Annotated in this window: 17 protein-coding genes; 5 read left to right on the plus strand and 12 right to left on the minus strand. The window is 67.8% G+C overall.

Going from position 1 to position 19356, the window contains the following annotated elements:
- Positions 1–4 precede the first annotated feature (4 nt).
- A complete protein-coding gene (gene araD / locus ASD05_RS21805) occupies positions 5–1732 on the minus strand; it encodes an L-arabinonate dehydratase (protein WP_056597034.1) in 1728 nt (575 codons plus the stop codon).
- Positions 1733–1825: 93 nt separating this feature from the next.
- On the opposite strand from araD, the gene ASD05_RS21810 reads away from it, so the two are divergent.
- The gene (locus tag ASD05_RS21810; RefSeq protein ID WP_056597035.1) at positions 1826–2518 is read left to right on the plus strand and encodes a GntR family transcriptional regulator; all 693 of its coding nucleotides are present in this window, start codon (positions 1826–1828) and stop codon (positions 2516–2518) included.
- A gap of 145 nt (positions 2519–2663) precedes the next feature.
- Here ASD05_RS21810 and ASD05_RS21815 read toward each other — a convergent pair whose 3' ends face one another.
- From ASD05_RS21815 to mltG, 7 genes are all read right to left on the minus strand, one after another.
- Positions 2664–2855: a DUF4124 domain-containing protein gene (locus ASD05_RS21815; protein WP_235508055.1), complete on the minus strand. Its 192-nt coding sequence runs from the start codon at positions 2853–2855 to the stop codon at positions 2664–2666.
- A gap of 14 nt (positions 2856–2869) precedes the next feature.
- The gene (locus ASD05_RS21820) at positions 2870–3550 is read right to left on the minus strand and encodes an ankyrin repeat domain-containing protein (RefSeq protein WP_007827713.1); all 681 of its coding nucleotides are present in this window, start codon (positions 3548–3550) and stop codon (positions 2870–2872) included.
- Complete coding sequence (locus ASD05_RS21825) at positions 3547–4353, minus strand: TatD family hydrolase (protein WP_056597039.1); 807 nt, start codon at positions 4351–4353, stop codon at positions 3547–3549. Before ASD05_RS21825 ends, ASD05_RS21820 begins: the two co-directional genes overlap by 4 nt.
- 84 nt (positions 4354–4437) lie before the next feature.
- Positions 4438–4818, minus strand: a complete 381-nt coding sequence (locus ASD05_RS21830) for a PilZ domain-containing protein (RefSeq protein ID WP_007827708.1) — start codon at positions 4816–4818, stop codon at positions 4438–4440.
- Positions 4815–5828, minus strand: a complete 1014-nt coding sequence (locus tag ASD05_RS21835) for a DNA polymerase (RefSeq protein ID WP_056597041.1) — start codon at positions 5826–5828, stop codon at positions 4815–4817. Before ASD05_RS21835 ends, ASD05_RS21830 begins: the two co-directional genes overlap by 4 nt.
- Positions 5825–6481: a dTMP kinase gene (gene tmk, locus ASD05_RS21840; protein ID WP_056597043.1), complete on the minus strand. Its 657-nt coding sequence runs from the start codon at positions 6479–6481 to the stop codon at positions 5825–5827. The genes ASD05_RS21835 and tmk overlap by 4 nt, the downstream gene beginning before the upstream one ends.
- Positions 6478–7503, minus strand: a complete 1026-nt coding sequence (gene mltG / locus ASD05_RS21845) for an endolytic transglycosylase MltG (RefSeq protein ID WP_056597045.1) — start codon at positions 7501–7503, stop codon at positions 6478–6480. The genes tmk and mltG overlap by 4 nt, the downstream gene beginning before the upstream one ends.
- A gap of 113 nt (positions 7504–7616) precedes the next feature.
- On the opposite strand from mltG, the gene ASD05_RS21850 reads away from it, so the two are divergent.
- Together ASD05_RS21850 and ASD05_RS21855 are read left to right on the plus strand one after the other, a co-directional pair.
- A complete protein-coding gene (locus ASD05_RS21850) occupies positions 7617–8543 on the plus strand; it encodes a YgfZ/GcvT domain-containing protein (protein ID WP_056597047.1) in 927 nt (308 codons plus the stop codon).
- 147 nt (positions 8544–8690) lie between these two features.
- Positions 8691–9599 carry a hypothetical protein gene (locus ASD05_RS21855; protein WP_056597049.1) on the plus strand — a complete coding sequence of 303 codons (909 nt, stop codon included), beginning with the start codon at positions 8691–8693 and terminating at the stop codon, positions 9597–9599.
- Here ASD05_RS21855 and ASD05_RS21860 read toward each other — a convergent pair.
- The 4 genes from ASD05_RS21860 to ASD05_RS21875 are packed head-to-tail and all read right to left on the minus strand — an operon-like array spanning position 9593 to position 15590.
- Positions 9593–10468, minus strand: a complete 876-nt coding sequence (locus ASD05_RS21860; protein WP_056597051.1) for a YbgC/FadM family acyl-CoA thioesterase — start codon at positions 10466–10468, stop codon at positions 9593–9595. The genes ASD05_RS21855 and ASD05_RS21860 overlap by 7 nt on opposite strands.
- 42 nt (positions 10469–10510) lie before the next feature.
- Positions 10511–13312 (minus strand): DUF6493 family protein, encoded by a 2802-nt coding sequence (locus tag ASD05_RS21865; protein WP_056597053.1) that lies wholly within the window; start codon positions 13310–13312, stop codon positions 10511–10513.
- Positions 13309–14679 carry an SWIM zinc finger family protein gene (locus tag ASD05_RS21870; RefSeq protein ID WP_157610203.1) on the minus strand — a complete coding sequence of 457 codons (1371 nt, stop codon included), beginning with the start codon at positions 14677–14679 and terminating at the stop codon, positions 13309–13311. Before ASD05_RS21870 ends, ASD05_RS21865 begins: the two co-directional genes overlap by 4 nt.
- Positions 14676–15590: an alpha/beta hydrolase gene (locus ASD05_RS21875; RefSeq protein WP_200955486.1), complete on the minus strand. Its 915-nt coding sequence runs from the start codon at positions 15588–15590 to the stop codon at positions 14676–14678. The genes ASD05_RS21870 and ASD05_RS21875 overlap by 4 nt, the downstream gene beginning before the upstream one ends.
- 134 nt (positions 15591–15724) lie before the next feature.
- On the opposite strand from ASD05_RS21875, the gene ASD05_RS21880 reads away from it, so the two are divergent.
- Together ASD05_RS21880 and ASD05_RS21885 are read left to right on the plus strand one after the other, a co-directional pair.
- On the plus strand, positions 15725–16861 hold the full coding sequence (locus ASD05_RS21880) for an iron-containing alcohol dehydrogenase (RefSeq protein ID WP_056597060.1): 1137 nt from the start codon (positions 15725–15727) through the stop codon (positions 16859–16861).
- Between the two features lie 141 nt (positions 16862–17002).
- Entirely contained in the window at positions 17003–19339 is a 2337-nt protein-coding gene (locus ASD05_RS21885; RefSeq protein ID WP_056597062.1) for a type VI secretion system Vgr family protein, read from the plus strand.
- Positions 19340–19356 lie beyond the last annotated feature (17 nt).

Genomic DNA, 19356 nt, shown 5'->3' on the forward strand with positions numbered 1-19356 from the left:
CGCGTCAGAAGATGTCGGGTTCGGCCACCGGCTTGCCGAAGCTGGTTTCGAGGAAGTCGAAGTCGCAGCCTTCGTTGGCCTGCTTGATGTGGCGGCCGAACATCCAGCCGTAGCCGCGCCCGTAGCGCGGCGGCGGCGGCGTCCACGCGGCCTTGCGGCGGGCCAATTCCGTGTCGTCGACGTCGAGGTGGATGCGCCGTGCGGGCACGTCCACGGTGATGCGGTCGCCGGTCTTCACCAGCGCCAGCGGGCCGCCGATGGCCGCCTCGGGCGAGCAGTGCAGCAGGCAGCCGCCGTAGCTGGTGCCGCTCATGCGCGCGTCGGACAGGCGCAGCATGTCTGTCACGCCCTGCCTGAGCAGCTTGGTGGGAATCGGCAGCATGCCCCACTCGGGCATGCCGGCGCCGCGCGGGCCGGCGTTGCGCAGCACCAGGATGTCGTCGGCCGTCACGTCGAGTTCGGGGTCGTCGACCGCCTTCTTGAGCGACGGATAGTCGTCGAACACCAGTGCGCGGCCGGTGTGCCGCAGCAGGTGCGGCGCGCAGGCGCTGGGCTTGATCACGACGCCGTCGGGCGCAAGGTTGCCGCGCAGCACGGCCAGCGCGCCTTCGGCGTAGATGGGGTTGGCGAGCGGACGGATGACGTCGTCGTTGTAGACCTCGGCGCCCGCGATGTTCTCGCCGAGCGTGCGGCCGTTGACCGTCAGCGCTTCGGTCTTCAGGTGGCCTCGGATGCGCTCCAGCATCGCCGACAGGCCGCCGGCGTAGAAGAAGTCTTCCATCAGGTAGGCGTCGCCGCTGGGGCGGATGTTGGCGATGACGGGCACGCGGCGGCTGAAGTCGTCGAAGGCGTCCAGGCTCACCGCATGGCCGGCGCGGCGCGACATCGCGATCAGGTGGACGATGGCGTTGGTGCTGCAGCCCATGGCCATCGCGCAGGCGATGCCATTCTCGAAGCTGGCGCGCGTGAGCATCTTCGCGGGCGTCCAGTCTTCCCACACCATGTCGACGATGCGGCGGCCGCAGTCGGCGCTCATGCGGATGTGGTTGGCGTCGGCCGCGGGAATGCTGGAGGCGCCCGGCAGGGTGAGTCCGACGGCCTCGGCGATGCCCATCATGGTGGCCGCGGTGCCCATGGTCATGCAGGTGCCGTGGCTGCGCGCGATGCCTGCTTCCATCTCCGCCCAGGCCTGGTCGCTCAGCCGGCCGGCGCGGCGCTCGTCCCAGTACTTGAAGGCGTCGGAGCCCGAGCCCAGCACCTTGCCCTTCCAGTTGCCGCGCAGCATGGGGCCGGCGGGCAGGTAGATGAAGGGGATGCCCATGCTGATCGCGCCCATCGTGAGGCCGGGCGTGGTCTTGTCGCAGCCGCCCATCAGCACCGCGCCGTCCACCGGGTGGCTGCGCAGCAGCTCTTCCGTTTCCATGGCCAGGAAGTTGCGATAGAGCATGGTGGTGGGCTTGACCATGCTTTCCGACAGCGAAATGGCCGGCAGTTCGAGCGGGAAGCCGCCGGCCTGCAGGATGCCGCGCTTGACGTCGTCCACCCGCTGCTTGAAGTGCGAGTGGCACTGGTTGGCATCGCTCCAGGTGTTGACGATGGCAATGAGCGGCTTACCCATCCAGTCGGCGTGGCTGTAGCCCATCTGCAGCACACGCGAGCGGTGGCCGAAGGAGCGGAAGTCGTCGGGTGCGAACCAGCGTGCGCTGCGCAGGGATTCGTAGGGGCGTTTCATGGGGGTGTCTCTGTGGGCGCGAGGCGCGGCGGGGCAATGCCGGCGGGATTAAAACACTAATATATTAGTACGTCAATGCCACAATCCGGCCCGATGAGTGCCCTTCCAAAATTTCGACTCGACCGCACCCGCCTCGCCGCGCCGCAGGTGACGGAGAAGCTGCGCGACGCCATCCTCTCGCTGGACCTGGTGCCGGGTACCGTGCTGGCGCGGCAGGAACTGGCCGATCGCTTCGGCGTGAGCCAGACCCCGGTGCGAGAAGCGCTGCTGCGGCTCAACGAGGAAGGACTGGTGGACGTGTTCCCGCAGCACGCCACGCTGGTCAGCCGCATCGACATCGCGGCGGCGCGGGAGGCGCATTTCCTGCGCCGCTCGATCGAGCTGGAACTGGTGCACCAGCTCGCGCTGGAGGCGCCAGCGGGGCTGGTCGAGCAGATGAAGGCCGTCATCGCGCAGCAGGTGGCGTTGTCGACAGCACAGCGCTATGGCGATTTCGTCGGCGCCGACCGCGCCTTCCATCACCTGATGTACGAGGCCGGCGGCGTCGCCAGCCTGTGGGAGCTGGTAGGGCGTGTCTCGGGCCACGTCGACAGGCTGCGCCGCCTGCACCTGCCCACCGCCGGCAAGACCGAGGCGATCCTGCGCGACCATCGCGCCATCGTGCGCGGCATCGAGGCGAAGGACCCGGCGGCCGCGCAAGCGGCATTGCGCAGGCACCTGTCGGGCACGCTCAGCGCGGTGGACGAGATCTGCCGGCAATATCCGGACTACGTGGCCACGTCCTGATCGGAACCATTCGCCAGATCACCGCCACCGCTTGCAGCCGCAGGCCAGGGCGGCTATCTCGCGCAGGATTCTCCGCGTTCTGAATTTAACATAATGCACATTGTGTTCATTTCAGATGAGCACAACGAGGCACCCCCAGCCGGTATCAACGCTTCAGCGCGCCCCCCGAACCCCGGCCTTCGTAGTTCACGCCCTTCGTCTGCTTGACCTCGATCTTCTTCGCGTCCGGGCACGGCTCGTTCGAATAAGCGACCTTGCCGCCCTGGACGCACTTGTAGATCGAATGCTGCGCCATCGCGCCAGACGCGAAACCCACCAGTCCAAACGCCAGCAACATGGCGCCCGCCGGCCTCACCATTTGCCGTCCTTCGGGATCGCCTTGGGCGCATTGGCTTTGGCTGCCGCCGCCGCAGTGATCAACGACGCCGCTTCCGGACGGTTCGCCTTGTTGGCAAAGTCGACGGCCGTCATGCCCAGCTGGTTCTTCATCGTCGTATCCGCGCCTTCGGCCAGCAGCAACTTCACCGCCTCGCTCGAGCCGTACATCGCAGCCATCATCAGCGGCGTGGTGCCATTGGGCGATTGCGCATCGATGAATGCGTAGTTGTCGAGCAGCACCTTCATGATGGTCAACTGGCCGCTGGTCGCGGCGTAGTGCAGCGGCGTCCAACCCGTCTTGTTGACCGCAGCGTCGCGCTTCAGCAGTTGTGTGACCAGGTCCTGCTGGCCCTTGATCGCGGCCAGCATCAGCGGGGTTTCGTCCTTGGCGTTGGCCAGGTCCACATTGGTCTGAGGCGACTCGATCAGCACCTGGATCACTTTCGGCGAAGGCTCACGCAATGCGATCAGCAAACCCGTCTGGCCGTGCTCGTCACGCGTGTTCGGATCAAAACCGCGCTGCAGCAGCGTGCGCACGCCGCTGGCGTTGTCTCCACGCACGGCCCGGAAGAAGTCTTCGAACGAACCGGCATGCACTGAAAAAGATGCAGCAAAAACAATAAGGTAAAGCGATTTTTTGATGTAGTTCTTCATGATTTAACATCCCTGAACAACGTTTCGAAGTTGTCGCTCGTGGCCTTGGCGATGGCCTCCACGGGCACTTTTCGCAGCTCGGCGATCTGCCGTGCCACGAACGGCACGTACGACGGATTGTTGGTCTTGCCGCGGTACGGCACGGGCGCGAGATAAGGGCTGTCGGTCTCGATCAGCATGCGGTCCAGCGGCACAAAAGCGGCTACGTCGCGCAGATCCTGGGCCTTCTTGAAGGTCAGGATGCCGGAGAACGAGATGTAGAAACCCAGATCGAGCGCCGCGCGCGCCACCTCGGCGGTTTCGGTGAAGCAATGGAACACGCCGCCGGCCGCCCTGCTGGCGCCGTCCTCGCCCTCCTCCTTGAGGATCGCCAGCGTATCGGCCGAGGCCTCGCGGGTGTGGATGATCAGCGGCTTGCGGGTCTGTTGAGCGGCGCGGATGTGCACGCGAAAGCGGTCGCGCTGCCATTCCATGTCGGAGATGCTGCGCCCGCCCTTGCGTTCCTCCATCTGGTAATAGTCGAGGCCGGTCTCGCCGATGGCGACCACGCGGGGCCGGGCCGACAGCCGCACCAGGTCTTCGACGCTGGGCTCGGCGATGTCCTCGTTGTCGGGGTGCACGCCGACGCTGGCCCAGAAGTTGTCGTAGCTGGCGGCCAGCGCCTGCACGTCGTCGAACTCCTCGAGCTTGGTGCAGATGCAAAGCGCCCGGTCGACCTGCGCGGCGGCCATGGCGGCACGAATCTGCGGCATCTGGTCCGCGAACTCGGGGAACGTGAGGTGGCAGTGGGAATCGGTGAACATCGGAAATGGTGAAGTGCGCGGCGCACTCCCTGGTGGGAGGTGGCGCCGTCGACGGAGTTCCGCGTCACGGGGACGGCGGAAAACTCAGATGGTTTGCGTGGGACGGTCGGAGGCCATCGAACCGCCCAGTGCGGCCTCGATGCGTGCCTTGAGCTGGCGCGATTTTTCGTCGGACGGGAACCGGATCCCCACGCCTGGCGCCCGGTTGCCAGCCGCACGCGATGGCGTGATCCAGGCGACCTTGCCGGCCACCGGATAGCGCTGCGGGTCTTCGGGCAGCGTCAGCAGCACGTAGACATCGTCGCCGAGCCGGTATTCGCGCGTGGTCGGAATGAAGATGCCGCCTTCTGCAAACAAAGGGATGTAAGCCGCGTACAGCGCGCCCTTCTCCTTGATGGCGAGTTGAATGACGCTCGGCCGGGCGGGCGTGGCGTTGGGAACGGCGGAGGCGACAGGTTGGTTCATGGGCGACGAGCGGCAGAGTTTAGGGTGGTTCGCGCTTCGCTCACAAGCGCTTCCAGCATGAGGCCCGCATTGAACGGGTGTTCCGCGGTTCTCGCGGCACTTGCCAACGACTTCGACCAGCGCGCCAGCGCCAGCCGCGACGGCGCGGCGGGCAGGTCGGCGGCGTCGAAGAACCGGGGCGCGGCACCATTGCCGACAGCCATCAGGTCGTGGCAAAGCTTCTGCAGCGCACCGACGGCCTGCGCCGGCGCGTGATCGGCCAGCGCGCCCACGTCGCCACGCGTCATGGCCTTGGGAAGCAAGGACCAGGCCTTGGGCGACTGACCCGAGCGCGCGAGCCGCAAGGCGTCGCTCGGCCGGCCACCGGCGGCGCGCAGCAATGCGGCCGCATCGGCGGCGGGCACGTCCTGCGCGGCCAGCCAGGCTTCGGCCTCGGCGGTTTCAGGCCAGGGCAGCGTGAAGCCCAGGCAGCGGCTGCGGATGGTCGGCAGCAGTTGCCACGCGGCCTCGCTGACGAGCACGAAGCGCACATCACCGACGGGCTCTTCGAGCGTTTTCAGCAGCGCATTCGCGGTGATGGTGTTCATGCGCTCGGCCGGATACACCAGCACCACCTTGCCACGGCCGCGCGCGCTGGTTCGCTGCGCAAACCCGACCGCGTCGCGCATTGCCTCGACGCGGATCTCGCGGCTGGCCTTGCGTTTCTTGTCGTCGATGTCGGCCTGCGCCTTCTCGTCGAGCGGCCAGTTCAGTTCCTGCATGGCGACTTCGGGCATCAGCACGCACAGGTCGGCATGGGTGCGAACCTCGATGGCATGGCAGCTGGCGCAGTGGCCGCAGGCCGTGCCCTCCTGCGTCGGCTGCTCGCACAGCCATGCGGACGCGAGCGCCAGCGCCAGTTCGTACTGGCCGATGCCGGAGGGACCTTGCAGCAGCCAGGCATGGCCGCGCTGGCGCAGCAACTCGGTGAGCGGCTGGCGCAGCCAGGGGGACAGAGCCGGCACGCTCATCGGGCAATTCCGCTGTTCAGCACGCCACGCGCCACCAATGCCGTTTCAACCTGCTGCCACACCTGGTCGCGCGACTGGCTGGCATCGATGCGCACGAAGCGCGTCGCATCAGCGGCCGCGCGGGCCGCGTAGCCCCGGGCGACGCGGCTGAAAAACTCGACGGGCTGGGCTTCGAACTTGTCGGGCACGCGAGCGCCGGCCAATCGCTGCGCGGCGATCCCGGGCGCGAGGTCGAACCACAGCGTGATATGCGGCTGAAGCAGCGCCGCCCTGCCCGCCTCCGCCTGCACCCATTGTTCGAGCGTCGAAAGCACGGCTTCATCGAAGCCTCGCCCCGCCCCCTGATAGGCAAAGGTCGCGTCGGTGAACCGGTCGCACAGCACCACGTCGCCACGCGCCAGCGCCGGCTCGATGACCTGCGCGATGTGGTCGCGCCGCGCCGCGAACACCAGCAGCGATTCGGTCAGCGGGTCCATCGGCTGCTCGAGGATCAGCCCGCGCAGCGTCTCGGCCAGCGGCGTACCGCCTGGCTCGCGCGTGCGCACGACCTCGCGGCCCTGCGTCCTGAACAGAGCCTCCAGCGCATCGAGATGGCTCGACTTGCCCGCCCCGTCGATGCCTTCGAGCGTCAGAAACAGGCCGTTGTCACTCATTGGGTTGCCTTCGGTTTGGAATCGCTGCCGCCGCCGCGCTGATAGCGGTTGACCGCGCGGTTGTGGTCGTCGAGCGAACTGCTGAACTGGCTTGTGCCGTCGCCGCGCGAGACGAAGTACAGCGACTTGCTCTGCGCGGGCTGCACCGCTGCCAGCAGCGCGGCTTTGCCGGGCATGGAAATCGGCGTCGGCGGCAGCCCGCCGCGCGTATACGTGTTCCAGGGCGTGTCGGTCAGCAGGTCTTTCTTGCGCAGGTTGCCGTCGAAGGCGGTGCCCATGCCGTAGATCACCGTCGGGTCGGTCTGCAGCGGCATACCGATGCGCAGGCGATTGGTGAAGACAGCCGCGATTTCCGAGCGGTCTTTGGCCTTGCCTGTCTCCTTTTCGACAATACTGGCCAAAATAAGCGCCTCATCGGCCGATTTCAACGGCAGATCGGAGGCGCGGGCGGCCCAGGCGGCTTCGAGCTTCTTGTCCATGGCCCGCATCGCGCGCTGCATCAGGGCGATGTCGGTCGAGCCTTTCGAGTAGGTATATGTGTCCGGAAAGAAGCGCCCTTCCGGGTGCAGGCCCGGCTTGCCCAGCCTGGCCATCAGCGCCTCGTCGGTCAGGCCCACGCTGTCTGGCTTGAGCTGGTCGGCCTTGGCGAGCGCGGCGCGCACCTGGCGGATGTTCCAGCCCTCGACCAGCACCAGGCTGCGCGTGGCTTCCTCGCCGCGCACCAGGATGTTGAGCAGTAGCTTGGGCGAGACGCCGCGTTCCAGCTCGTAGCTGCCGGCGCGCATCTGGCGGTCTTGTCCCGAGATGCGGAACCACAGGTAGAGCAACTGCGGCTGCACGTCGACGCCCGTGTCGGCCACGGCTTGTGCGATGCCGCGCGGCGTGGTGCCGGGCTCGACAGACAGGTCGACGCTGGGCGCCGGCAGCTTGAGCGGCTGGTGTACCCACCAGAGACCGGCGCCGCCAAGCGCGAGCGCGATCAGGGCGGCAAGCAGGAAAAGCGTAAGGAAGAAGCTGCGCACGGATCCGATGTGGGGAAGACGGAAAAAGCCGGAGAAAACCGGTGGATTCGCAGGCTGCAGGGAAGGAGCCCCTGCCGCCCCGAAGGAACAGGCCCGGCCATGATAATTCAGCGATGACCACAGTCGTTCTCAATGGCGTGACCGCCCTCTCCCACCTCGGTGTGATCCGTGCCGAGGGCCCGGACGCCGCCAGCTTCCTGCACGGCCAGCTGACCCAGGACTTTTCGCTGCTCGGCGCCTCCGACGCCCGGCTGGCTGCGCTGTGCACCGCCAAGGGCCGTGTGATCGCAAGTTTCATCGGCATCAAGCCGCAACCCGAGCTGATCCTGCTGGTGTGCAGCCGCGACATCCTGGCCGCGACGCTCAAGCGCTTGTCGATGTTCGTGCTGCGTGCCAAGGCCAAGTTGACCGATGCCACCGACCAGTTTGCGCTGTATGGCCTGGCTGGCACTGCCCTGACCGGCAACGGCCTCGACGCCGCCGCCTCGCCCGGCAAGCGCACGGCCGTCGGCGATGACGTCAGCGCCGTGTCGCTGTATCCAGCCGACGGGGTGCCGCGTGCGCTCTGGATCGCGCCGGCCGGCCACGCCGCACCCACGGGCCCCGCGCTCGATGCCGCCCTGTGGCAGTGGAGCGAGGTGCGCAGCGGCATCGTGACGCTGACCACGCCGATCGTCGACGCCTTCGTGCCGCAGATGATCAACTACGAATCGGTCGGCGGCGTGAACTTCAAGAAAGGCTGCTACCCCGGCCAGGAAGTGGTCGCGCGCAGCCAGTTCCGCGGCACGCTGAAGCGGCGCACCTACCTCGTGCAGGCCGATGCGGCCGTCTCCGCCGGACAGGAGGTGTTCGCGGCCGCCGATGCCGAGCAGCCCGTGGGCATCGTGGCGCAGGCCGCGCCGGCGCCAGACGGCGGCTGGTCCGCGCTGGTCTCGATGCAGATCGCCGCGCTCGAGGCCGGTGGCCTGCGCGCGGGCGCGGCCGACGGCCCGGCACTCACGGTCGATCCGCTGCCCTACCCCCTGCTCGAGGACATCTGAGTCTCCCATCCCCCCAACGCCCTTGAAGAAAAGGGGCGTTCGGCGCTATCGAACAGATGGCGCCATTTTTTTGCGCGTCGTTTAACCCTGCCGCCGATGCAGCGCCGTAGAAGCCTGCACCGATCAACTCCCGGCAAGGAAGACACCATGAAGCGCAGACTCTTTTCCACCGCCTTGGCCCTGAGCGCCGCGGCCTCCTTCTCGGCCTGCGCGCAGAGCCCGGAGCGGCCTTACGCCCCGCCCACGCCGTCCAGCCGCATCGGCTCGCTGATGCAGATCAGCGTGGTCGACCGCGGCACGGGCACCGAACTGCCGATCTACCGCCACCGCGGCGAATACTGGGTGGCCGGCCGCCCCGGTGCGCGCTACGCCATCCGGGCGCGCAACACGATGGGTGAACGCATCATGGCCGTGATGTCGGTGGACGGCATCAATGCCGTCACCGGCGAAACGGCCGGCGTCGGGCAGAACGGCTATGTGTTCAGCGGAGGCGAACGCAGCGACATCACAGGCTGGCGCAAGAGCGATTCGCAGATCGCGGCCTTCGAGTTCGCCGCGGCCGGCAACTCCTATGCGAGCCGCACGGGCCGCCCGGACGATGTGGGCGTGATCGGCGTCGCGATGTTCCGCGAGCGCATACCCGAGCCGCTCCCGCCGCCGGTCACGCCTTTTCCGTACCGCGACGAACACGGCGAGCGCGAGCGCCGAAGCGAGTCGTCGTCCCTGGGCGATGCGCGGGCGAAGGCCGGTTCGGCCGACGGTGCCACCGCGGCAGCGGAATCCCCTGCGGGCAGCCTGCGCCAGCCCGCGCCCAGCCCGAGCCTGGGCACCGCCCACGGTCGTCGCGAAACCTCGTACGTCGGCAAGACCACCTTCGAGCGCGCACAGCCGTCGCCCGATGAAGTGGTCCGCATCCGCTACGACAGCCGCGAGAACCTCGTTGCCGCGGGTGTGATCCCGGTGCCGCCCGCGCCGCGCTGGCCGCGTCCGGCCGGTCCGTCGCCGTTCCCGGGTTCCGACCCGGGCTACGTGCCGGACCCGCCCGCGCGCTATTGAGAAGAAGAAGGAAGAAGGGACCGGCGCATCTCGATGTGCGGGATGCCGGCCTCCTCGAAGCCGTCGCCGTGCGGCACATAGCCCAGCCGCGCATAGAAACGCTCGGCGCTGCGCTGCGCATTCAGCGCCACCATGCTGTCGCCGCGCGCCCTGGCGGCGTCTTCGAGCACCTGCATCACCGCAGCGCCGTGCCCGCCACTGCGCAGGTTGCGATGCACCGCCATGCGGCCGATGTGCGAGATGCCGTTCTCGGCCGCCAGCAACCGCCCTGTGGCGATGACCTGTCCGATGCGGTTGCGCGCCACCGCGTGCAGCACCACGGCGTCCTGCGCGTCCCATTCCATCGCTTCGGGAATGTTCTGCTCCTCGATGAACACCGCGCGCCGCAGGGCGCCAGCGCCTTCGCCGAGGGTGGCCCAGTCGCCGGTCTCGACGCTGCGCATCGTCTCGCCGGCCTCGTAGCCGGTCAGCACTTCTCGCAGGGCTGCAGGCACCGGCTTCGAGGTCTGCGTCGCTGGGTCGGCGAACACATAGACCAGCTCGCAGCCGACCAGGAACTGGTCCTGCCGGAACAGCCCGCCCTCGAACACCATCGACGAATTGCCGATGCGCGCGCAGCGCACGCCCATGTCCAGCATGTCGTCCATGCGCGCCGAGGCGCGGAAGTCGATTGTGGCCTTGCGCACGTAGAGGTCGCCGCCCAGCGCATGCATCGCCTCTTCGTACGGCAGTGCCAAGGCGCGCCAGTAGTCCGAGATGGCTGTGTCGAAGTACATCAGGTAGTGCGCATTGAAGACGATCTTCTGCATGTCGACTTCGGCCCAGCGTACGCGCAGGCGATGAAAAAAGCGGAAATCGCTGCGTTGCATTCTTGTCTCCGGAAAGGGTTGGAATTGTAGGAACCGGACGCTTCAGCCCCGAGCGCCTGCGCCCAGCGCCAACAGGCTCTTGCGCACCGCACGGCCCTTGCCACCGAGCTCGAGCCCTGCCAGCAGCTCCAGCGTTGGCGCGGGCAGCGTCCGCTGCGAACTCAGCGCAATCTCGAGCAGCAGTTCCATCAGCGCAGCCAGGTCCTTGGGCGGATTTCCGGCATCGGCCGCCAGCATGTCGCAGAGAAGGTCGAAGACCGGCGCAGCCAGCCGTGTATCGGCCCGTACCGCCGCCTCCAGGCTCTTGCCATGGCGCTTGGCCATCGTGAGCGACGACGCCAGCAGCGCACGCAATTGCGCTCCCAGCGCCGGCACGTCGAGCCGGCCTTCGGTAAAGGATTGCACCAGCGCATCGACCGCAAGCGCCGTCTGGCCCGGCTCCTTGCCGGCGAGCGCCAGTGCAAGCAGCAGCACTGCCATCGGCTGCGAAGCAGTGACGGGGACCGTGGGATCGAGCAGCGGCATGAGGTAGGCCCGGTTTTGCCACTGTGCTTCCCACCAGTCGAGGTTGTTGCCTATCTGCCGGCAGCCATCGGCGAAGAAACTCTCAAGCGACGACGGCAGCACCGTGGCGGCATGGCGCAACAACGCCTCGTCATGGGCGCCGTCCATGCCGGCGCGGCGCACGGCCACCAGCGCGTGCGGCGTGTCCGGGTGCACCGCGGCGGACGCCAACTGCAAATCGTGGTGAATGTAGGTCTTGCCTTCGTAGGTGGAACTCCTGGCATTCACCGACCATGTGTAGCGGGCTGCGCTCGCCCCGTCGGGCCCGAGGTCACCCCAGGCATCCAGCACGCGCGAATCGTCGCCGCCGGGGTGGCGGATGCGTGCCGCGGTCGCGAACAGGGCCTGTTGCGCCTCGTCCGCCTTGGCGGAAATGGCGACGCCATCCTCGCCCAGCGCGTGGCGCAACGCGCGCACCAGAGGGGCATCGGCCAACTGGCGAGCCTTCTCGCGCAAGATGGCTGCGCCTTGTCCCTGCGGCGGAGCCAGCCGCAGCATGCCCCGCACCTGCTCGCCCAGGCATGGCTGCGCCCCGCGCCCCTGATACGCCGCAATGCGCTCGATGAACACCGCCGGGTCGATGAACCCGCGCGCATGCGTGGCCGATGCCAGCGGCGCGAGGCCCCAGCCCTGCGCGGCCTGATTGATCAGGTCGTCCACCCGCAGAGCCAGAAATTCGTCGGCCTGCGGTTTCTGCAGGCCGCTGCGGTGCGGGTTGTCGCGCAGATCGGGCAACCGCTCTGCGCTCGCGACGAAGACCAGCAGCCTCGCCAGCCGGCTCGGCACCTCGCTGCGCAGCAGCTTGCGGGCACGCTTGACCACCGGCGCGCACTGCTTCACCAGCGCTTCCGGCAGCGGTGCCATGCGCACCAGCGCTTCGACGACGCGCTCCAGTTCGTCGGTGTCGTTGGGGTTCTCCAGCACGAAGGCCAGCCGTTCGGTCAGCTCGGCGGGATCGGTGACAGGCGCGAGCGCGCGGCCGGCGTCGAGCGGATCCATCGGGCCGCTCCCCATCGGCAATGACCCGGCCGTTGCCGGCGCAGGGGCCGCGGCGTCGGATGCGTCGCCGAGCAGCGCCCCAAGCGCCGGTCGGTTGACCGTTGCCACGCTGCCGATGTGTGCCGCCAGCTCACCGCGTGCAGCGTCGTCCATGCCCCAGGCATCGAGCCGCTCGATGATCTTCTTCTGCAGTTCGGCCGCCTCGTGCACCAGTCCGTGCAGCGCCAACGCCGAGGCTTCATGTGCCAGGGCGGGTTCTCGCTTGACGACGGCCTCGACCAGCTTCAGCGCCGCATCGACCTGCGACTTGGCGCTCGCATAGAACACCGGCCTCAACGCGCCCAGCAGCGAGGCTCCGTCGATGTGCTTCGCCGCATGCAGCGTTTTCAGCGCGCCGAGCGCCAGTGCCACGGTCGGCGGAATGCGGCTCTGGCAAAGGCCCAGATAGCGCGCGGCAAGGGGCGCCATCTCGCTCGCGGAGGGAGCCAGGGTCTCGTGAAAGCGCGAGAACCAGCCCGCGCGGAATTGCGGCCAGTCTTTCTCGAGCGTGCCGAGGGCCCTTTCGAGCAGTTGCTCCCGCGTGAATTCGCCCCGCGCCACGCCCTCGATGAAGATGTGCGACCAGGAGTTCTCCGGCGAGTGGTTGTATTTGTCCACCGCCGACAGGTTGTGCTCGCTCGTTCCCTCCACATCGAACAGGCGGAGCACGGCTTGATACAGGCCGGGGTCGCGGTCGAAATGCCGGTCCATGGTGGCCGAGCGATACGAGGCACGCGGCAGGGCCATCAGGCCAATGGCGTAGTCGTCGCCCTGCGGCCGGTCGATCAGCCCCGCGGCCACCAGGTTTTGCACCGGCAGGATGTGGGCGACGAAAGTGCGCAGCGTCGCTTCGGCCGCCTTTTGCAGTGCGGCACGCCAGCCGGCGGCGTCGATGCCGAACCGCTTGCATAGCGCCGCGGCAGTTTCCGGGTCGAGGGCGACCTGGGGACCGGCGTGATCGAGCAAAGCCTCGGGTCCCATGCAAACGACCATGGCCCCCTGCAGGGCGCGGTATTGCGCCGCCTGCGCCTCGCCGCCCCACTGGCGTGCATACGGGCTGCCTTGCCAGTGGCTTGAGCGCATGATCTGGCCCATCTTCTCGAGCGATTCGGCACATGCCTTGGGGCCGGCCGCTGGCATGGCCTGCAGGGCGGCGATCGCGGCCTCGAAATCGCCCCGGTGCACCGCCTGTTCCAGCGCGCCGGCCGGCACTAACACCGGCAGTTCTTCTGCGTTTCTCATCGATCGCCTTCCGCAGCCGAGGCTGAAGCCTCCACCGCCAATACGTGCTTGCAGGGGCCGCGCTCGCCCTGGTGCTTTGCATACCAGGGGCAGGTGCAACGCAGTTCGCCGTCGATCTCGCGCACGCTGTACACGCTGCCCGCACTGCTCACCTGAGCCTCGACCGGGCTGGCATTCGCGATGCTGACGGCGCCGCGAGCCAGGAGTTCGCGCGCATCGGCCAGGCGCGGATGCATGTCCTCGACCGACGACAGGTCGAACGGCAGCACACGGTGGAAGTAGCGCCGCTCGACCACGTCGAAGCCCACCAGGCCCGAAGCACCGAGGATTCGCAGGCTGTCGTCCACGCTCGCCTCGGTGATGCCCAGCGTGTACGCCAGGGCCGCCGGGTCGATTACCGTCTGCCAGTTCAGCTGCGCTCTCACCAGCGCCACCGCGCGTTCGTCGTCCATGCGCATCAGTGCGCGCAGCGCCTGCCCTTCGCCCGAAAAGCCGCGCCAAGGCTCCGCACTGAGCGCCAGCGTGAGCCGCGCGCCGGGAAACGCGAGTACCCATGCACTGGCCTGTTGTGTCTCGTCGGCATGCACGGCGAGGCTGCGCGCCTTGGGCAGCAGTGCTTCGAGCACCCGCAGCCGGCTGGTGTCGGTCACGCGCACGCCCTGCGGATGCGGCCGCGTGGTGGTAAACGGCCCCTTCGGCGAGGGCACCACCCAAAGGGGAGTGCGGCTGGTCGATGCCTTGGGCAGCGTGCGAAGAAAACGCAGGCCCTCCAGCCCCTTGAGTTCGAAGCGATGCCGCATGCCGGCAAGGTACGACTGCACCTCGACCATGCCGCGCAGCCAGCGCAACGGCAGCGCCACCTTGCGCTCGACCACCTCGCCGCCGCCCGATTGCAGCGTCAGCGCGTCGCGCCCGACCGACAGTGCCAGCCCGTCGGCGTCGCGCAGCCGGGCCAGCGCGGCGCGCATCGGGGCGTTGAAATCGACATTGGTCGTGCCCTTGCCGACCACCTGTCCGTCATAGGCATCGGGCAGCAGGTCCACACGCACATAGCAGCTGCAGCAGGCCGAGAAACCCTCGAAGCGCAACAGCTCGCCGCCGGCCGTGACCACGGGATCGGCCAGCGCGACGGCGCGCGCAACACTGTTGGCTGGCGTGAAGAAGCGCGAGCCGACCACCAGGTGAACGGCGCTGAGCAGTTCCGCGTAGAGCCGGGGCTGCAACAGGCGGCCCTCGAAGAAATGCGGATGCGCCGTGCCGCCATCGGCCTGCAGGCTGGACGTTGCCAGGCTCAGCCGCGGGCCCGACGGCTCCGCCAGCGTGGCCGACATGTGCGCGTACCGGTAGGCGTGTGTGACAGCGTTCAAGGCTGCAAGGCCTCGCGCAGTGCGCGGGCCGCGTCCTCCTGCGCCTGCAGCGCCTCGGGAATCGCCCGCCCCATCTTGATGAATTCGTGGATCACGCCGCGGTAGATCTCCAGGTCGACCGGCACGCCCGCGGCGCGCAGCTTGTCGGCGTAGGCGATGCCTTCGTCGACCACCGGATCGCATTCGGCCAGGCCGATCCAGGCCGGCGCCACGCCCTCGACGTCGTCGGCCAGCAGCGGCGCAAAGCGCCAGTCGTCGCGGTCGGCCGGTGTGCGGACGTATTGCGCGAAGAAGAAATCGATCATCGACTTGGTCAAGAGCGGGCCGTCGACGTGACGCAGATGCGAGGCCGTGTCCTGGTGTGCGGTGGTTCCGGGGTAGATCAGCATCTGCAGCGCGAGCGGCAGGCCCGCGTCGCGCGCAAGAATCGCGCAGACGGCCGCCAGCGTGCCACCGGCACTGTCGCCGCCCACCGCCAGGCGCCGCGAATCGACACCGACGCGCCCGCCCTCGCGGGCCAGGAAGGCGAAGGCGTCCCATGCGTCGTTGGACGCGGTGGGAAACTTGTACGCCGGCGCCAGGCGATAGTCGACCGACACCACGGCGCAGCCGCTCCTGAGGCTCAGCACGCGGCACAGCGTGTCGTGCGTGCGGATGTTGCCGACGGTGAAGCCGCCACCGTGAAAGTACATCAGCGCGGGCAGCGCGTCGACGGACGGCGCATACAGCCGCGCCGGAATCGCATGCCCGTCGCGTGCCTCGATGCTGAAGTCTTCGACCCGCGCCAGTTCGGGCTTGGGCACTTCGAGCACGCCGGCGCCCTTTTCGTAGGAGGCCTTGGCCTCCTCGGGCGTGAGCCGGTCGAGCGGGGGGTGGCCGGCGCGCGCCATGCGCTCCACCACGCTGGCCATCTTCGAGGTGAGCCGCGTGGCCGGCGGTGTTCCGGGCGCGACAACGGCAAGGGTTTCTTTCGTGTGCAAGACTGATCGCTCTTGTTAGATTTGGCTGGTCGGCAATCGTACTGCCCCGAGGCATTTCCACATTCATGGCACTCATCCAATACCTCACCCAGATCCAGTTCGAATTCGGCGCAATCAAGCTGCTGTCCAGCGAATGCGCGCGCATCGGCATCAACCGCCCGCTGATCGTGACCGACGCCGGCGTGCGCGCGGCCGGCGTGCTGCAGAAGGCGCTCGATGCCATTTCCGACCTCGAGGTCTCGGTGTTCGACCAGACGCCCTCCAACCCCACTGAAGCCGCAGTGCGCGCAGCCGTCGAGCTGTACCGCAGCGGCCGCTGCGACGGGCTCATCGCCGTGGGCGGCGGCTCGGCCATCGACTGCGCCAAGGGCGTGGCCATCGCGGCCACGCACGAAGGCCCGCTCAAGACCTACGCCACCATCGAAGGCGGCTCGCCCAAGATCACCGAGCGCGCAGTCCCGCTGATTGCGGTGCCCACCACCAGCGGCACGGGCAGCGAGGTGGCACGCGGCGCCATCGTCATCGTCGACGACCACCGCAAGCTCGGGTTCCACAGCTGGTTCCTGATGCCCAAGGCCGCCATCTGCGACCCTGAGCTCACGCTCGGCCTGCCGCCCAGGCTCACGGCCGCCACCGGCATGGACGCCATCGCGCATTGCATGGAGACCTTCATGTCGGCCGCGTTCAACCCACCCGCCGACGGCATCGGCCTCGACGGGCTGGAGCGCGCCTGGGGCCACATCGAACGCGCAACAAGGGACGGCAGCGACCGCGAGGCGCGACTGAACCTCATGAGCGCATCGATGCAGGGCGCCATGGCCTTCCAGAAGGGCCTGGGCTGCGTGCATTCGCTGAGCCACAGCCTTGGCGGCGTCGATCCACGCCTGCACCACGGCACGCTCAACGCCCTCTTCCTGCCCGCCGTGATCCATTTCAACTCGGGTGCCGAATCGGTGCAGAAGGAGCAGCGCCTTCAGCGCATGGCGCAGGCCATGCACCTCGATTCGGCCGGCGACCTCGGCGATGCCATCCGCGACATGAACGCGCGCCTCGGCCTGCCCAAGGGCCTGGCCGAGGTGGGCGTGACGCCCGCGATGTTCGAGCAGATCATCGATGGCGCCATGGCCGACCACTGCCACAAGACCAATCCGCGCCTGGCCACGCGCGACGACTACAAGGCCATGCTCGAAGCCTCGATGTAAGGGCTTCTTCTACGCTTGTTTTCAGAGGGGAAAGCGGCCCGTGCCGCCCCCTGCGCGTCATGTATATGACATAAGGAATTTCTAGACTGCCCATCGAAGGTTTCGCATCCGCAGAAGCCCCATGGGTCAGGGAAATTTCGAATGCCGCGTACCGTCCAAGTCCACACCGTGATGAGCTCCGAGCAGCTCAAGTTCCGCGCCATGCGGGGACGGGAGGGGCTCTCGCAACTCTTCGAGTTCGAGGTGGACATGGTCAGCACCAGCTTCAGCCTCGACCTGAAGCAACTGCTCGGCACCTCGCTCACGCTGGAGCTGGCCGACGAAGGCGCACCGCGCTTTCTCAACGGCACGGTGGTGCGCTTCGAGCTTGTAGGCCGCGCCAACGAAACCGGCCGCCACTACATCTACCGTGCGCTGGTGCAGCCGTGGCTGTGGTACCTCACGCGCACCACCGACTGCCGCATCTTCCAGAACAAGAGCGTGCCCGAGGTGCTCGACGAAGTGCTGGGCAAGTACGGCTTCCAGTTCGACAAGCGCCTCACGGGCAGCTATCCCGCCATGGAGTACTGCGTGCAGTACCAGGAAAGCGACTTCGCCTTCGTGAGTCGCCTCATGGAGCACGAAGGCATTGCCTACCACTTCGAGCATGGCAACGGCTCGCACCTGCTGGTGCTGGCCGACGACACCGGCAGCTACAAGCCGCTGCCCGGCCACGCCAGCATCGCCTACCGCCCGCGCGACCGCGTGCTCAATGCGCTGGAGCCCTGCATCGACCAGTGGCGCGTGGCCGAGCAGATCACCTCGGGCCGCGTGATGCTCGACGACTTCGACTTCAAGAAGTCGCGCGCCTCGCTGCAGAGCGTGCAGCAAGACCCCAAAGCCCATGAGCATTCGACCTACGAGGTCTACGAATGGCTGGGCGGCTACAGCGAGCACCAGCAGGGCGATGCCTACGCCAAGGTCCGCCTGCAGGAGCTGCAGTGCGCGCACGAGCTGGCTTCGGGCCACACCAATGTCGTCGGCATGGCGCCGGGCTACCTGTTCGAGATGACGCACTGCCCGCGCGAATCGGACAACCGCGAATACCTCGTCACCGAGACCCGCTACAACCTGCAGGAGCCCGAGTACTCCACGGGCGGCAGCAGCGAATCGGTGTGCGAGTTCGACTTCACCGTGCTGCCCTCCTCCGTGGCCTACCGCCCCGCACGCACCACGCCGCGACCGCGCACCAACGGCCCGCAGACCGCCACCGTGGTCGGCCCCGAGGAGATCTGGACCGACCGCTTCGGCCGCGTGAAGCTGCAGTTCCGCTGGGACCGCTACGGCCAGTCGGACGAGAACAGCTCGTGCTGGGTGCGCGTGTCGAGCAACTGGGCCGGCGCCAACTACGGCACCATGCACATGCCGCGCGTGGGCCAGGAAGTGATCGTCGATTTCATCGGTGGCGAGCCCGACCGCCCCATCATCACCGGCCGCGTCTACAACAGCGACCAGATGCCGCCATGGGAGCTGCCCGCCAACGCCACGGCCAGCGGCATCCTCACGCGCTCCAGCGCCGGCGGTGCGGCCAACCAGGCCAACATGCTGCGCTTCGAGGACCGCTCGGGGGCCGAACAGATCCTGCTGCACGCCGAGCGCAACCTCGATGTCGAAGTGGAAGCGGACGAAACCCGCGACGTGGGCGGCAACCGCACCAGCGTCATCCACGGCAACGAAAAGATCGACGTGCTGGGCACGCGCACCACCACCATCACCCGCAAGGAAACCGCCACCTACAACGGCGGCGAAGAGCGGCTCGTGAACAGCGGCGGCGTCGAGACCATCAACGGCGGGCAGACCCGCACCGTCAACGGCGGCGAGACCGAGACCATCCACAGCGGCGAAACGCGCACCGTGACCGGCGGCCGCACCGAGACGATCTCCGGCGGCGAAACCCGCAGCATCACAGGTGGCCAGAGCGAAACCATCGCGGGCGGCGAATCCCGCACCATCACCGGTGGCGCGACGTGGACCATCACCGGCGGCCTCACGGCCACGGTGGACGGCGCGGAGATACTCAACACCAAGGGGCCGCGCACCGAGAACATCACCGCAGGCGAGACCCGCAACATCACCGGCACCGTCACCGAGAACGTCAGCGTCGAGATCATCGTGAACGCGCCGAAGGTCACCTACAACGTGCCGCAGCACACCATCAGTTCCTCGCAGGAGAACAACTGGCGGATCGGGCGCGCCAGCGGCTGCGTCTTCCGCTTCGGCGCAGTGGCCACCTCCTTCGACGTCTGGGGCGCGAGAGCGCAGATCTACGCGGCCCTCAACCTGCAGCTGGCAGCCGTGAAGATCGACATCTCGGCCTTCAAGAACAAGGACAACGGGCTCACCCTCGAAACCTCGGGCGCCAACGTGAAGGCCGCGGGCGCCAAGATCCGCAGCGGCGGGCTGGCGATCCAGGCCAAGGTCATGAGCATCTTCAGCTGAACACGACGACCTTGCCC

It is taken from the genome of Variovorax sp. Root434 (genome assembly GCF_001426595.1).
GTDB lineage: Bacteria > Pseudomonadota > Gammaproteobacteria > Burkholderiales > Burkholderiaceae_C > Variovorax.